The following is a 14,793-nucleotide window of genomic DNA, read 5'->3' as shown; positions in this document are numbered from 1 at the left end:
CCCGGACGCCGAGGGGCGATGAGGTCTGTCTGGTACCTCTCATTCTTTCCCCGCTTGCGGGGGTGGAGAAAGGCTCGCATGCGAGCCGACAACGGGTGCGGCGCTCCTTCAGCGTCGTGACGGAGGGGGGCTTACCCGGCCGGCCGGTGAGGAACCCCTTCCCCCCCTTGCGGGGGTCGAAGGAGAGCGCATCGCGATCGACTGAGGTGGCAGGCGGAGCCTGACGGATGGGTGGTGCCACGATGCGAAAGATCGCGTCCGTTCGTCCTCGCATTGGAAAGTGCCTTTCACCCCCCATCCGTCCGCTTCGCGGCCACCTTCCCCCGCAAGAGGGGGAAGGATTTGGCTTGTCCAACGCCTCCAGGTTTCAAACTTCGAGCGTCCAATCCCTTGCCCCGCAACGGATTGCAGATTTCTCGATCTCTCAAACGCGCCCAGGTATCCCACGCGGCTATACTGCCCTTCGTCCCGTCGCGGGGAAGGGCGCAAGGCCTTGCGATCTTGTTGCGGCGGGGGTGTGTGGAGCGGGGCGGTCGAGGCCTCGTCCCTGGTCAGCCTTGGCGAGCTCCGAGGTCCGGTTTCGACCGGGCGCGGCGCCCGGGGGATCGGGGACGGTGTCGCCGGTCGTGCAAAGGGTCTGGCGCAGAGAGTCGGATCGTTCAGGGGCTCGTGTCGTAAGGACACGACCCTCCCGCCGGGGGCGCGGTAGCGGCAAGGGGTTAATACCCCCGCTGGTTCGTGGAAACACGAGCCGTACAGCTCCTGGAAAACCACGCACGCGGAGCGACGACGCGATGCCGAAACACATTCTACCCCACGGTCACCGGGCGTCGCGCCCGGCGCTCCGCCGGCCCTTCCCATCGCTTCAGCGAGAGATCGCGTGAGGGCGAAGAGGCGTGTGTGGTCAGTGGTAGTGCTAGGGTCTGGACTCAATAGTTGTTATCTTTTCCGTCATCCTCGGGCTTGTCCCGAGGATCCAGACTCACGCTGGCAGCATTTGGCGTTGCCCTCTACGCGAGATAACAGCATCCCGAGTCTTGGCTGCTGACGGTGTTTCTGGATCCTCGGGACAAGCCCGAGGATGACGGGATATAAAAATGCTCACCGTATCAGACCGTTAGCCGAGGGCATGGGCCTGATCGAGTTGACCACGGACCCTGCCACGACTCACCAGCATCACCGCCGACCTCGCCCCCTCCCCACACCCCTCCTCCCCCGCTACACTGGCCGCCATGTCCTCTGCCCCACTCCCCGACGCCGGCCGCAACTGGGTGGATGATCATGCGCCGGAGGCCTTGAAGCCCTGGCTCAAGCTGGGGCGGTTCGACCGGCCGATCGGCATCTGGCTGCTGCTCCTGCCCGGCTGGCAAGGGATTGCCCTTGCCCAGGCGCAGTTCGCTCAGCCTCCCGGCCTCTATGTCCTGTGGCTGGTGGTGGGCTTTGCGCTCGGGGCCTGTCTGATGCGGGCGGCGGGGTGCGCCTTCAACGACATCGTGGATCGTGACATCGACGCCAGGGTCGCCCGCACGGCGGCTCGCCCGCTCGCCTCGGGCCGCATCACTGTCAAACAGGCCTGGGGGTTTCTGATCGGCTGCAGTCTGGTCAGCCTGCTGATCCTGCTGACCCTGCCGGTCGCCGCCATCGGGCTCGGCGTCGCCTCCCTCGTCCTCGTCGCCGCCTATCCCTTCATGAAGCGGATCACCTGGTGGCCTCAGGCCTGGCTCGGCCTGACCTTCAACTGGGGCGCATTGATGGGGTTCGCTGCCGCCATTCCCCTTGCCGCCGTGACGATCCTGCCGCCCGAGATGCGCACAGAACTGCATCCGTTTTTCTGGCAGGCGCTCGAAATGACGTCGAACGACTACGCTCTGCAAGACCAGCACTACGTCGAGCTTCACATCGCAGCCTATCTGCCCGCCCTCCTCCTCTACGCCGGCGGCGTCTTCTGGACCCTGGGCTACGACACAATCTATGCGCTGCAGGACATCGAGGATGACGCCATGGTCGGGGTCAAGTCCTCGGCCCGACGCCTGGGCCAGAACGTCCCGCGCGGCGTGGCCCTGTTCTATGTCGCGGCCGTCGCCTGCGCCGGACTGGCCGGGCTGAACGCGGGTCTGGGTCCGCTGTTCTACGCCGTCCTGATCGCCTATGGGGCCCATCTGGCCTGGCAGGTCCGCACGCTGCGGCTCGACAACAGCCCCCTGGCCCTGCGACTGTTCAAGTCGAACCGCGAGGCCGGCCTGATCCTGCTTCTCGCCATCGCGCTCGGCGGACTGCATTTCTCGTGAAGGACATTCGATGAGCTCTCCGTTCAAGCGCCCGGTCGTCCTGGTCGGCACGGCCGCCGCCGCCCTGGCCGTCGTGGGCGCGATCGCCTTTGCCGTCATCACCAGCCGCCCGGACGAGACGCCGGCACCGACACCCGCACCCCCGCCCGCCACGGCGGTCGTGACCCCGGCCGAGGCCGCCGCCCCCTTCGATTTCTGGTCAGAGACCCCCTACGCCTCGGTGGAACTGACCCTGCCCCCGGCGCTGAAGCCCTATCCCGACCTGCACGCCCGGCTGTTCGCGGCTGGGGTGCGCGACCTGCGTCAGTTCACCGAAGGGTCCCAGTCCGATCGCACCGAGGCCGGCGGCGACATGGGCCTCGGGGCCTATGAGAAGACGATCGAATACGACACCCCGGTCGAGACCGGGAAACTGTTCAGCCTTGCCCGCACCGTCTACGAATACACCGGCGGGGCCCACGGCCTGTCCAGCTATTCGGCCATCCTGTGGGACAAGGCGTCGAAGCAACAGATGACTGCGGCCCAGCTGTTTCGGCCCGGCGCCGACCTGTCGGTCCTCGACACCGCCCTGTGCGCCGCCCTGAACGCCGAGAAGGAAAAGCGCAATCCCGGTGTCGAACCCCTGACGCTGGGCACGGTCGAGGGCGAGATCTGGTCCTGCCCCACCGCCGCCGGGATGCCCTTCGTGCTGGCCGCCGGATCGACCCCGGGCAAGGCGGGCGGGCTGACCTTCCTGATTGGTCCCTATCTGGTGGGATCCTATGCCGAGGGTTCCTTCTGGGTGAACGTGCCCCAGTCGGCCTTCCGCGCCCTGATCGCGCCCGCCTATGCCGACGAGTTCGCCGGCGAGCCGACGCCCCTGCCCGAGGAAGACGGCCAGTAGCCTATTGGGCCAGAAAGGCGTCGGTCAGTTCGGCGAACCGGGCGGGCTGGTCGGCCATGATGAAATGACGGCTGCCGTCCACCCGGATCAGCTTGACGCCGGGCAGGGTCGCATACTCCCGGCCCCAGGTCGCGTCGGCCATAACGGCGGGCGCACCGCCGTCGGCGTCTGCGGCATACAGCACCGTGACCGGCGTGGTCATGGCCGCCAGACCCGGCCGGGCATCGGTGGTCATCACGTCCCGGATCGCCGCGCCCAGGGCCTGACGATCCGAAGCCATCGTCCAGTCCACCATGGCGATACGCGTGGCCGGATCGCGCGCCAGACCGACGGCACCTTGGGTCTGGGCGGCGCGAAGGGCGGGTTCGGGCGTGTCGCGCATCGAGGCGGCCGCCTGGGCCGCGAAGGGCCGCGCGGACTCCACCGTCGCCTGGGGTCCGAACAGGGCCGAGAAGAAGGGCAGGTTGTCGACCGCCATGACCTTGCCGACCAGCTCTGGATGCCGCTGGGCCAGCAGCAGGGCCGACAGACCGCCCATCGAATGGCCGATCACGGCGGGCCGGTCCAGCCGGGCGCTGCGCACATAGGCGGCCAGGGCCTCCACCGCCGGATCGACGAAGGGTCCGTCGCCGTGGCTCCAGGGCTCGCCGGCGAAACCGGCGTACTGGACCAGGTGGACGCGGTGCGTCGCCTTCAGCCGCTCCGCCTCGGCCCGCCAGACTTCGCGCGAAGAGCCGAAGCCGGGGATCATCAGGACGTCGGGGCCCGATCCGGTCACCTCGACCGACAGCCGGTCCGAGATGAAGGGGGCGAGGGCCGGTGCCGTCATCGCAGTGTCCTGGCCCCAGGCCTGGGCGGCGACGACGAAAGAGGGCGAGCAGACGGCGAGGCCGATCAGGGCAGCGCGCAGCCGGGGGCGCGCCTGGAAGAAGGCGTTGAGCATCATGGTCTCCAGGGTGAAATCAGGCTGACGGGGTCAGCCGTGTGGGTTTTCGAAAATCTCTTCCACGGGCTGTTTGAACAGCACCGCGATCCGGTAGGCGAGGTCCAGCGAGGGGTCGTGCTTCTCGGTCTCCAGAGCGTTGACCGCCTGGCGCGAGACCCCCAGGGCCTGACCCAGCTGTTCCTGGGTCCAGCCACGCTCGGTGCGCAGCATCTTCAGCCGGTTCTTCATCGGCTGGTCTTCACGAAGGGGGAAACCAGGCCATAGATTCCCCAGAACAGCGGATAGATCAGCCAGCCGGGCGCATGCGGCGCATCGGCATAGCTCTCGCCAAAGCCCCAGGCGCTGAACAGGGCCATGGCGATCCCGGCCGACAGGATGAACTGTTTGGCCGTCAGGCTGCGCACGAACTCATCGGACTCGTTCATCAGCGACAGGGTGGCCCAGATCTGGCCCGCCACCGGGGCCGAGACCGTCAGGGCCAGGGCCCAGGCCGCGACCGGACTGGCGATATCGTCGAAGGCCCCGAAGATGGCGGCCATGTTGACGGCGACATAGCCGGCCATGAAGGCCATGGTGCGGATGACGTATCTTCGATGGGCCGGCGTGGCCGATCTGCCGAGAGCGAGCATGACGTGTTCTCCTGACGAAATGTAAGGCGTACATTACATCAGGCTTTTGTCGTGTCAACCTGACTTTCTGTAAGGACCGCGTGACTTTTTCAGATCGAATATCCGACCCCCGGGCCTTCATCCTGGCCAACACCCGGCTTCAGGCCGTGCCCCATGCGCCGCAGATTTCGCTGTGGCTGGCCGACGAGATCACCCCCATCTGGCGGATGACCGAGGAGGAACTGGGCGAAATCGGCCTGCCTCCGCCCTTCTGGGCCTTCGCCTGGTCTGGCGGCCAGGGACTGGCGCGGTATCTGCTGGATCATCCCGCTGAGGTCGCCCGACGAACCGTGATCGACTTCGCCACGGGTTCGGGCCTGGTCGGGATCGCGGCGATGATGGCCGGGGCGACCTCGGCGCTGGGCGCCGACATCGACCCCTTCTGCGGCGCGGCGGTCGCTCTCAATGCTGAGGCCAACCATGTCGAGATGGGGTTCACCGACCGCGACCTGCTGGATGCACCGCCGCCCCCGGTTGACGTCATCTGCGCCGGCGACGTCTGCTACGAGAAGCCGATGACCGAGCGGGTCCTGGCCTGGCTGGGGGCCGCACGGGCGAACGGAACCCGCGTCCTGATCGGCGACCCGCACCGGACCTATTTCCCCAAGTCGGATCTCAAGCTGCTGGCCGAATACCAGGTGCCGACCACGCGCGAGCTCGAGGATTTCGCCATTAAACGCTCCAGCGTCTGGGCCATGCCGTGAGCACGGACAGCCACGCTTGGACTTCTGCCGATGCGGCCCATATGTCCGTCATGACCCGATCCATCGCCCTTGCCGTCGCCATCATCTCCCTGGCCGGACCGGTCTCGGCCCAGGTCCATCCCTACAGCCCGGCGGGTCGTCCCGACCTGACCACCGGCGACATCCATCGCTACGAGATGGACAGGCTGCGCAACCAGGCGGATCGCAGCCAGGCCCTGGCCCAATCGCAGTCGGCCCAGACCCGGACGACGATCCAGCAACTCCAGTCTCGACGCCAGCCGCCTCTGGTCCTGCCCGAAGCCCGTCGCCCCCTGACTCTCGAAGAGGCGCGCCAGGCCCGTCAAGCCGCCGAGGCCCGCAGCGGGGCCGTCGTCCGCTCCACCACCCAGATCGACACCTGGCTCGACCGACGCCCGCAATAGCGGTGATCACCACGCCGCATCCCTTTCCTTCAACGCGCGTTCCGGCCTAGCTTGAGGGCCAACGGAGGGACGACATCATGCGCTGGGAAGGTGGAGAACGCGGTGGCGGCATCGAGGATCGGCGTGGCCTGGGCGGCGGCGTCGCGGCCGGCGGCGGCCTGGTCGGTCTGGTGCTGGCGGCGGCCGGATACCTGTTCTTCGGCATCGATCCCTCCACAACCCAGCAGGTCGTCAGCCAGTTCGGTCCCGCCACGGGCCAGCAGGAAGGCACCGTCGGAACCCCCGAGGATCAGGCCGGGCTGTTCGTCGATGTCGTCGGCGAAAACGTCAACGACGTCTGGGCCGAGAAGCTGAACGGCTATCGCAGACCCAATGTCGTCATCTACACTCAGGGCACCCCGACCGGCTGCGGCTTTGGCCAGGCGGCGATGGGGCCCTTCTACTGCCCGTCCGACCAGACCATCTATCTGGACCTGAATTTCTGGCAGGAGATGGAGACCCAGTTGGGCGCATCCGGTGCCGATTTCGCCCGGGCCTATGTCATCGCCCACGAGTTCGGCCATCACGTCCAGACCCTGACCGGGGCCTCGCAACAGGCGCAGGAGGCCCAGCAGCGGGCCCGCAGCGAGGGCGAAGGCAATCGCTATTCGGTGGCGCTGGAGCTTCAGGCCGACTGCTATGCCGGGGTCTGGGCCGCCAATGCCGCCCAGGTCGGCAACGGCCAGGTCGTGGTCGAGGCCGGCGACATCGAAGAGGGCCTTCGCACCGCCTCGGCCATCGGCGACGACACCCTGCAACAGCGCGGCGGCGGCCGGGTCTCTCCCGAAAGCTTCACCCACGGCTCGTCGGCACAGCGGATGGAATGGCTGCAACGCGGCTATCAATCCGGCGACCCGGCGACCTGCGACACCTTCGCGGCGCTGTAGGCGGCAGGCTCGTCGTCAGCCAGACTGTCGCCTGCCCACAGAATCCCGCGCTTGCTGCGTCGCAACCTTGGCGGCATGGTCCGCTGCGTGAAAATCTCGGCCTCTGAAACCCTGGGCGGCGCGCGGCGCATCGTCGTCAAGATCGGCTCATCGCTGGTCGTGGACGCCGACAGTCGCGCCCCGGCGGCAGTCTGGCTGGCCGCCCTGGCGCAGGACATCGCCGAGCTGCGCGCCCGGGGCCGTGAGGTCATCGTCGTGTCGTCGGGGGCGGTGGCTTTGGGGCGCGGGCGGCTGGGCCTGACCCGGAATGCGCGACTGGATGAGAAACAGGCGGCGGCGGCGGTCGGGCAGTCGCTCTTGATGCAGGCCTGGGAGGCGGCCCTGGGCCCGCAATCCCTGACCCCGGCCCAGGTCCTACTGACCCGCGACGACACCGAACGGCGGCGGCGCTGGCTGAATGCACGAGCCACTCTGGACGCCCTGCTCAAGCTCGGCTGCATCCCCGTCGTCAACGAGAACGACACCGTCGCCACCGAAGAAATCCGCTATGGCGACAACGACCGGCTGGCGGCGCGGACGGCCCAACTGGTGCGGGCTGACCTGCTGATACTGCTGTCGGACGTCGACGGTCTGTACTCCGCCGATCCAAGGAAGCACCCGGCGGCGAGCCATCTGGCCGTCATCGAGGCCCTGACCCCCAAGATCCTCGCCATGGCGGGCGGGGCGAATGCGGCGGCCGACGTCGGCACCGGCGGCATGGCGACCAAGCTGGAGGCGGCGCGGATCGCCCGGTCGGCGGGGTGTGCGACCCTGATCGTCTCGGGGCTTGAACTGCATCCGCTGCGGGCCCTGGCGCAGGGGGCGAGGGCGACGCTGATCACGGCACCCGCAACGCCGCTGGCCGCCTACAAGCAATGGATCGCGGGCAGCCTGGAACCCGCAGGCGCCATCGCCATCGACGACGGCGCGGCCCTGGCCCTCGTCGGGGGGCGCAGCCTGCTGGCCTCGGGCGTGCAGCGGGTCGAGGGCCGGTTCGATCGGGGCGACTGTATCCGGGTCGTGGGGCTGACGGGCGGCGCGCTCGGCGTGGGTCTCGCCGCCTATGCCGCCGACGAGATGGAGCGGATTCGCGGCCGCCATTCGGGCGAGATCGAGGGGCTGGTCGGCTACAAGGGGCCAGGCGTGGCCATACACCGCGACGATCTGGTACTGGACCGCCCATGACCATCCAGCCCCCGCAAGCTCAGTCCGACGTCGCCGCCCTGATGGCCGACATGGGCCGCCGTGCCCGAGCTGCTGGCGAAGCGGTGCGCCTGGCCTCTGCCGCGACGCGGTCGGAGGCTCTGAGCGCGATCGCGACGGCCCTGCGCACCCATGCCGACGCCATCCTGAGCGCCAACGCCACCGACGTCGCCCGCGTCCGGGCCAACGGCGTGACCGAGGCCCTGATTGACCGCCTGGCCCTGACGCCCGCCCGGATCGCCGCCATGGCCGATGCGGTGGACGAGGTCGCCGCCTTTCCCGATCCGCTGGGCGTCGAGACCGCGCGTTGGACCCGGCCGAACGGGCTGGATTTCGCCAGGGTGCGCACCGCGCTGGGCGTGCTGGCCATCATCTACGAGAGCCGTCCCAATGTGACCGCCGATGCGGCCGCCCTGTGCATCCGCTCGGGCAATGTGGCCATCCTGCGCTGCGGTTCCGACTGTCTGGACAGCTCACTGGCCATCCACGCGGCGGTGGTCGAGGGGCTGACGGCGGCAGGGCTCCCGGCCGACGCCGTGCAACTGGTCCCGACGCCGGACCGCGCGGCTGTCGGCGCCCTGATGACCGGGCTGGACGGCTCCATCGACCTGCTGATCCCGCGCGGCGGCAAGAGCCTGGTGGCCCGGGTCCAGGCCGAGGCGCGGGTGCCGGTGCTCAGCCACCTGGAGGGGTTGAACCACACCTATCTGGACGCCGCCGCCGATCTCGACATGGCGCGCGACATCGTCGTCAACGCCAAGATGCGGCGGGTCTCTGTCTGCGGCTCGACCGAGACCCTGCTGGTCGACGCCGAGGCCGCCGTCCGCCTGCTGCCGCCGGTCGCCCAGGCCCTGATTGCCGCCGGGTGCGAACTGCGCGGCGATGCGGGGTCCTGCGCCCTCGTCCCCGCCATGATCGCGGCCGAGGACGCCGACTGGTCCACCGAATATCTGGCCCCCATCCTGGCCGTGCGGGTCGTGGACGGGCTGGACGCGGCGATCGCCCACATCCGCCGCTACGGCTCGGGCCACACCGAGGCTATTGTCACCGAAGACCCCGAGGCCGCCACAACCTTCCTGAACGCCGTGGACAGCGCCATCGTTCTTTGGAACGCCTCGACCCAGTTCGCCGACGGCGGGGAGTTCGGCTTCGGGGGAGAGATCGGCATCTCGACCAGCCGCCTGCACGCCCGCGGACCGGTCGGGGCCGAGCAGCTGACCAGCTATAAATACGTCGTGCGCGGGACGGGGCAGACGCGGCCTTAAGCTTCGCTGTCCCCACCTTTCGTTTCAGAGGGGTTGTGCCGTGTGCCCCCCGTCTTTAGACGGGCCGCTTAACCGACAACCTGAACGCCAGCGGCAGAGGCACACGCTTCGCCGGGGCCTTCGCGCGCGATGGAACGACCCATGTCCGAGCAAGACGAGAAAGACGCCGCCGTCCGCGCCTCGCTCGCCGTGCATGGCGATTCGGGCGTCACGCCGCGCCACACCCTGTTCTATTTCTACGGTGAGGGCGACCACGACGACCTGAACGAGGTCGCCCGCCGCGCCGGCTTCGTCACGCGCGGTCAGGACGACATGACCGTGCTCGAAACGACGATCCCGGTGGACGAGGCGTCCTTCGCCCCCGTTTCCGCCATGATGCAATCCTGGGCCGCGGCCTTCCAGCTCGACTACGACGGCTGGGAGTGCGCGGTCGTGACCCATTAAGAAAAAGAGGCCGCGATGCCCAAACGTACAGACTTGAAATCCATACTGATTATCGGCGCGGGGCCGATCGTGATCGGTCAGGCCTGCGAGTTCGATTACTCCGGAGTCCAGGCGTGCAAGGCGCTGAAGGCCGAGGGATATAGGGTCATCCTGGTCAATTCCAACCCGGCCACGATCATGACCGACCCGGACATGGCCGATGCGACCTATATCGAGCCGATCACGCCGGAGTTCGTCGAGCGGATCATTGCAAAAGAGCGGCCGGACGCCCTGTTGCCGACCATGGGCGGGCAGACGGCGCTGAATACGGCGCTGGCGCTGGATGCGTCGGGCGCGCTGAAGAAGTACGGCGTGGAGATGATCGGGGCCAAGGCCGAGGTTATCGACAAGGCCGAGGATCGCCAGAAATTCCGTGACGCCATGGACAAGCTGGGCCTGGAATCGCCCAGGTCCAAGGCCGCCCATTCGATGGAAGAGGCGCTGGAGGGGCTGGAGTTCGTCGGCCTGCCCGCCGTGGTCCGTCCGTCCTTCACCCTTGCCGGCACCGGCGGCGGCATCGCCTTCAACCGCGAGGAGTTCGAGGAGATCGTCCTGCGCGGGCTGGACCTCAGCCCCACGACCGAGGTGCTGATCGAGGAATCCGTGCTGGGCTGGAAGGAGTACGAGATGGAGGTGGTCCGCGACACGGCGGACAACTGCATCATCATCTGCTCCATCGAGAACATCGATCCGATGGGGGTCCACACGGGCGACTCCATCACCGTCGCCCCTGCCCTGACGCTGACCGACAAGGAATATCAGCGGATGCGGACCGGCTCGATCAACGTCCTGCGTGAGATCGGGGTCGAGACGGGCGGATCCAACGTCCAGTGGGCGATCAACCCCGCCGACGGCCGGATGGTCGTGATCGAGATGAACCCGCGCGTGTCGCGGTCCTCGGCTCTGGCGTCCAAGGCCACGGGCTTCCCGATCGCCAAGGTCGCCGCGCGTCTGGCCGTCGGATACACCCTGGACGAGCTCCAGAACGACATCACCATGGTGACGCCGGCCTCGTTCGAGCCGTCGATCGACTACGTCGTGACCAAGATCCCGCGCTTCGCCTTCGAGAAATACCCGGGGTCCGAGCCCCTGCTGGGCACCTCGATGAAGTCGGTGGGCGAGGTCATGGCCATCGGGCGAACGTTTCAGGAATCGATGCAGAAGGCCCTGCGCGGGCTGGAAACCGGCCTGTCGGGCTTCGACGAGATCGAGATCGACGGCATGGCCGACGTCGCCGACGACGCCTCGGCCCGCGCCGCCGTGATCCGGGCCCTGGGCCAGCCGACGCCCGACCGGATTCTGGTGATCGCGCAAGCGTTCCGCCACGGCCTGTCGGTCGAGGAGGTCAACGCCGCCTGTTCCTATGAACCGTGGTTCCTGCGCCAGATCGCCGACATCGTGCGCGAGGAAGGCCATGTGCGGGTCAAGGGCCTGCCGACCGAGCCGACCGAGTTCCGCAAGCTGAAGTCCAAGGGCTTCTCCGACGCCCGTCTGGCCACCCTGACCGGAACGACGGAAAAGACCGTGCGCAAGGCGCGGCGTGACCTGTCGGTGCGTCCCGTGTTCAAGCGCATCGACACCTGCGCGGCCGAGTTCGCCTCGGCTACCGCCTATATGTATTCGACCTATGAGACCGGGGCGCTGGGCCAGATTCCCGAGTGCGAGTCCGAGCCTACGTCATTGAAAAAGGCCATCATTCTGGGTGGCGGGCCGAACCGGATCGGGCAAGGAATTGAGTTCGATTACTGCTGCTGTCACGCGGCGTTTGCGTTCGCGGACATCGGTGTCGAAAGCATCATGGTCAACTGCAACCCCGAGACGGTGTCGACCGATTACGACACCTCCGACCGGCTGTATTTCGAGCCCCTGACGGCCGAGGACGTGCTGGAGCTGATCGAAGTCGAGCGTTCGAAGGGCGAGCTTATCGGCTGTGTCGTGCAGTTCGGCGGCCAGACGCCGCTGAAGCTGGCCCACGCCCTGCATGAGGACGGCATCCCGATCCTGGGCACGTCGCTGGATTCCATCGACCTGGCCGAGGACCGCGAGCGGTTCCAGCAGATGCTGCAGTCGATCAACCTGCAACAGCCACCCAACGGCCTGGCACGCTCGGCCCAGGAAGCGGCGGACAAGGCGGAAGAGGTCGGATATCCGGTCGTGCTGCGCCCCTCATACGTGCTGGGCGGGCGGGGGATGATGATCGTCCACGATCGCGAACAGCTGGACCGCTATGTCGGCGAGGCCATGCGGGTCTCGGGCGACGATCCGGTCCTGATCGACCACTATCTGAACCGCGCCACCGAAGTGGATGTGGACGCCATTTGCGACGACGAGACCGTCTTCGTGGCGGGCGTTCTGGAACATATCGAGGAAGCCGGGGTCCATTCGGGCGACAGCGCCTGTTCGATGCCGCCCTTCTCCCTGTCGCCCGCCATCATCGCCGAGCTGAAACGCCAGACCGAGGCCATGGCGCGGGCGCTCAAGGTGCGTGGCCTGATGAACGTGCAGTTCGCGATCGAGGAGCCGCATTCGGCCGAGCCCCGCATCTTCGTGCTGGAGGTCAACCCGCGCGCGTCCCGCACCGTGCCCTTCGTGGCCAAGACCATCGGCGAACCGGTCGCCTCCATCGCCGCCAAGGTGATGGCGGGGGTGCCGCTGAAATCCTTCGGCCTGGCCGACAAGCCGTATGACCATATCGCGGTCAAGGAAGCCGTCTTCCCGTTCGCGCGGTTCGCGGGCGTCGACATCATCCTGGGGCCCGAAATGCGTTCGACCGGCGAGGTCATGGGCCTGGACTGGAAACGCGACGGCGAGGCCGACATGGCCCCCGCCTTCGCCCGCGCCTTCGCCAAGTCCCAGATCGGCGGCGGCACCACATTGCCGACGTCCGGCTGTGCCTTCGTCAGCGTCAAGGACGACGACAAGCCCTTCATCAAGGAGGCTGTCGCCGGCCTGATCGCCCAGGGGTTCAAGGTCATCGCCACCGGCGGAACCGCGACCTATCTGGCCGACCAGGGCCTGGCCGTAACCCCGGTGAAGAAGGTGCTGGAAGGCCGCCCCAACATCGTCGACGCCATGAAGAACGGCGACGTCCAGCTGGTCTTCAACACCACCGACGGCAAACAGGCTTTGCAGGATTCGTTCAGCCTGCGCCGCACCGCCCTGATGATGAAGATCCCCTATTACACCACGGCGGCGGGAGCGCTTGCGGCGTCGCAAGGCATCGCGGCGATCAAGGCAGGCGAGCTGGATGTGAAGGCGATCCAGGAGTACGGGTAAGACGAGAGGGCCCCCTGTTCTTTCGTCATCCTCCAGCGAGCTTGGCGAAACCGGAGGATGACGAGCGGGAGCGATTGCGGTCAATACAGCCGCCCCCGCCAACCGGTGAGTTCCCGGTGATTTCGGCTATGCCGAGGGTGCCAAAGCGCGGCGATCCGGGTCAGGTCGGCTATGCAGAAACCTGAAGAAACCCGCAGATTGCGCCGATACGACCAAGGCGTCGGCCGCTGCGACCGATTCTGACGCAGGCGTGTGCCAGGGTGGGCGGATGGAGCACCATCGTCTGCGCAAATATCGGGGGCCGGAGACCTGGGCCATGGTCCGGCAGGCCTATATCGCCGGAGAATCTGCCCCCTCGCTCGTGCGGCGGTTCGACGCCGGCTACGCCAACCTGCGCTGGCGGGCCAGGATCGAGGGCTGGACCCGCAAGCAGATTGCCGAGACGCTGGACCTCAAGCCGTTGCGTGGCGGGGCCGACGATCCGCGTCCAGCGCTGATGGCCTTGGCGGACCTTGACGGTCTGCCCGAGCCACCGACCGTCGCACCGCGCGAGGCCGTCGCCAGGGCTGTGCGTCGCGCGGCCTGGCTGGTCAGCGAGGGAAAGGCGAACGAGGCGTCGTTGCTGCTGCGCGCCGCCGAGGCGCTGAACAAGCTGGCCTGGGCGGCGAAGGGGTGACGCCACTTTCTCTGGCTAGAGATGGGGTGCCCACATGATTGCGACGGTTCCGAATACGCCCGCAGCCGTGAAGAGCGTCGCCACGGCGATCAGCCCGGCTGTGAAGACCTTGAGCGGGGAACGGGGGCTGCGCTGGGCGGTGAAATAGACCTCCAGCAAGACCAGCGGGATCAGATAGCTGCCGAAGGTGAAGACCGTGTCGGTCGGTCCGGACATGTCGCCCGTCAGACCTGCCGGCCCCTGATTGAGCACGATCCAGCCCATCAGGCCGACCCTCAGGAACCAGACACCGCTGACGACCATGAAGGTGCGCATGGCCCAAATCCTGTGGCGGTCGAAGCGCCGCTTGATCGCGTGTCGCCAGGCCAGGGCCGCGAAGGCGAGGATCAGGACGCCGTTGATCGAGATCGCGACGGCGGAGATCATCGACAAGTAGGCGCCGCGAAAGATGGCCATCCAGAAGCCGCTGAGCGCCAGGAAGCAGGCGACGCTCAGAAAGGCACGGCCGGTCCATCGGTGGAGGCCGGGAAACCTGCGTCGAAGCGGCGGGACCAGTTGCATCAATCCGCCGAGGGTGACGACGGCCGCCAGAAGCACGTGGGCGGCGAAGACCAGATTGCCCGCCGTATCCCCCGCCATATAGCCGGTGATCAGATCCTTGTCGTTCCAGCGCTCGAAGTCGCCCGACAGGGTGCGCGGACCGTAGAAGGCGAGGATGAAATAGATGAAGGCCGCCTGCCCGAAGGCGGCGACCGAAAACCAGGCGATACCCGCCCAGGCCAGGGCCCTCTGGGCGATCGAAGGGGCCGTGCGGACGGGCTGATTGACGCTCGACATGGAACCTCCAACGCGATCCGAAATGGGAGGACCGCCGGAGCTCATGACCGCAGGAACACTGCGCTCGTCTCGCCGATTTGGAATTCGGCCAGAGATTCGGCACTCTTTGGCGGGACAGGCGGCGCCGTGCCGCGAGGACTGCGTGACTTGCCCAGACTTTCAGCGAGCCTTTCGGTA

The 14,793-nt window shown here is 67.5% G+C and carries 14 protein-coding genes; 10 read left to right on the top strand and 4 right to left on the bottom strand.

The features are described 5' to 3' along the window. Positions 1–1,232: 1,232 nt before the first annotated feature. Together ACILQR_RS01255 and ACILQR_RS01250 are read left to right on the top strand one after the other, a co-directional pair. A complete protein-coding gene (locus tag ACILQR_RS01255; RefSeq protein WP_395649706.1) occupies positions 1,233–2,288 on the top strand; it encodes a UbiA family prenyltransferase in 1,056 nt (351 codons plus the stop codon). 10 nt (positions 2,289–2,298) lie between these two features. Then, positions 2,299–3,171 (top strand): DUF3298 domain-containing protein, encoded by an 873-nt coding sequence (locus ACILQR_RS01250; RefSeq protein ID WP_395649705.1) that lies wholly within the window; start codon positions 2,299–2,301, stop codon positions 3,169–3,171. A 1-nt stretch (position 3,172) separates the two neighbouring features. On the opposite strand, the gene ACILQR_RS01245 is transcribed toward ACILQR_RS01250, so the two are convergent. From ACILQR_RS01245 to ACILQR_RS01235, 3 genes are read right to left on the bottom strand one after another with little or no spacing between them, the layout of a single operon-like run. Further along, a complete protein-coding gene (locus ACILQR_RS01245) occupies positions 3,173–4,114 on the bottom strand; it encodes an alpha/beta fold hydrolase (RefSeq protein ID WP_395649704.1) in 942 nt (313 codons plus the stop codon). Positions 4,115–4,147: 33 nt separating this feature from the next. Continuing rightward, complete coding sequence (locus ACILQR_RS01240; protein ID WP_395649703.1) at positions 4,148–4,345, bottom strand: helix-turn-helix transcriptional regulator; 198 nt, start codon at positions 4,343–4,345, stop codon at positions 4,148–4,150. Beyond that, the gene (locus ACILQR_RS01235; RefSeq protein WP_395649702.1) at positions 4,342–4,746 is read right to left on the bottom strand and encodes a hypothetical protein; all 405 of its coding nucleotides are present in this window, start codon (positions 4,744–4,746) and stop codon (positions 4,342–4,344) included. Before ACILQR_RS01235 ends, ACILQR_RS01240 begins: the two co-directional genes overlap by 4 nt. A gap of 80 nt (positions 4,747–4,826) precedes the next feature. Between ACILQR_RS01235 and ACILQR_RS01230 the strand changes: the two genes are divergently transcribed. The 8 genes from ACILQR_RS01230 (at position 4,827) to ACILQR_RS01195 (ending at position 13,779) form a co-directional block, all read left to right on the top strand. Beyond that, complete coding sequence (locus ACILQR_RS01230) at positions 4,827–5,489, top strand: class I SAM-dependent methyltransferase (protein WP_395649701.1); 663 nt, start codon at positions 4,827–4,829, stop codon at positions 5,487–5,489. A 50-nt stretch (positions 5,490–5,539) separates the two neighbouring features. Beyond that, positions 5,540–5,911: a hypothetical protein gene (locus tag ACILQR_RS01225; protein ID WP_395649700.1), complete on the top strand. Its 372-nt coding sequence runs from the start codon at positions 5,540–5,542 to the stop codon at positions 5,909–5,911. Positions 5,912–5,988: 77 nt separating this feature from the next. Further along, on the top strand, positions 5,989–6,837 hold the full coding sequence (locus ACILQR_RS01220) for a neutral zinc metallopeptidase (RefSeq protein ID WP_395649699.1): 849 nt from the start codon (positions 5,989–5,991) through the stop codon (positions 6,835–6,837). 75 nt (positions 6,838–6,912) lie between these two features. Then, complete coding sequence (gene proB, locus ACILQR_RS01215; protein ID WP_395649731.1) at positions 6,913–8,061, top strand: glutamate 5-kinase; 1,149 nt, start codon at positions 6,913–6,915, stop codon at positions 8,059–8,061. After that, positions 8,058–9,344: a glutamate-5-semialdehyde dehydrogenase gene (locus ACILQR_RS01210; RefSeq protein ID WP_395649698.1), complete on the top strand. Its 1,287-nt coding sequence runs from the start codon at positions 8,058–8,060 to the stop codon at positions 9,342–9,344. The genes proB and ACILQR_RS01210 overlap by 4 nt, the downstream gene beginning before the upstream one ends. A gap of 141 nt (positions 9,345–9,485) precedes the next feature. Further along, positions 9,486–9,788, top strand: coding sequence for a hypothetical protein (locus ACILQR_RS01205; protein WP_271145158.1), 303 nt, complete (start codon positions 9,486–9,488; stop codon positions 9,786–9,788). 15 nt (positions 9,789–9,803) lie between these two features. Further along, complete coding sequence (gene carB / locus ACILQR_RS01200) at positions 9,804–13,103, top strand: carbamoyl-phosphate synthase large subunit (RefSeq protein ID WP_395649697.1); 3,300 nt, start codon at positions 9,804–9,806, stop codon at positions 13,101–13,103. 268 nt (positions 13,104–13,371) lie between these two features. Continuing rightward, positions 13,372–13,779, top strand: coding sequence for a hypothetical protein (locus tag ACILQR_RS01195; RefSeq protein WP_395649696.1), 408 nt, complete (start codon positions 13,372–13,374; stop codon positions 13,777–13,779). Positions 13,780–13,794: 15 nt separating this feature from the next. Here the strand turns inward: ACILQR_RS01195 and ACILQR_RS01190 are convergent, their stop codons facing one another. Further along, a complete protein-coding gene (locus ACILQR_RS01190; RefSeq protein ID WP_395649695.1) occupies positions 13,795–14,616 on the bottom strand; it encodes a DUF2306 domain-containing protein in 822 nt (273 codons plus the stop codon). Positions 14,617–14,793 lie beyond the last annotated feature (177 nt).

The sequence above is a fragment of the Brevundimonas sp. genome (assembly GCF_044239655.1).
Taxonomy (GTDB): Bacteria; Pseudomonadota; Alphaproteobacteria; order Caulobacterales; family Caulobacteraceae; genus Brevundimonas.
This window is presented reverse-complemented; position numbering and strand designations above follow the sequence as displayed.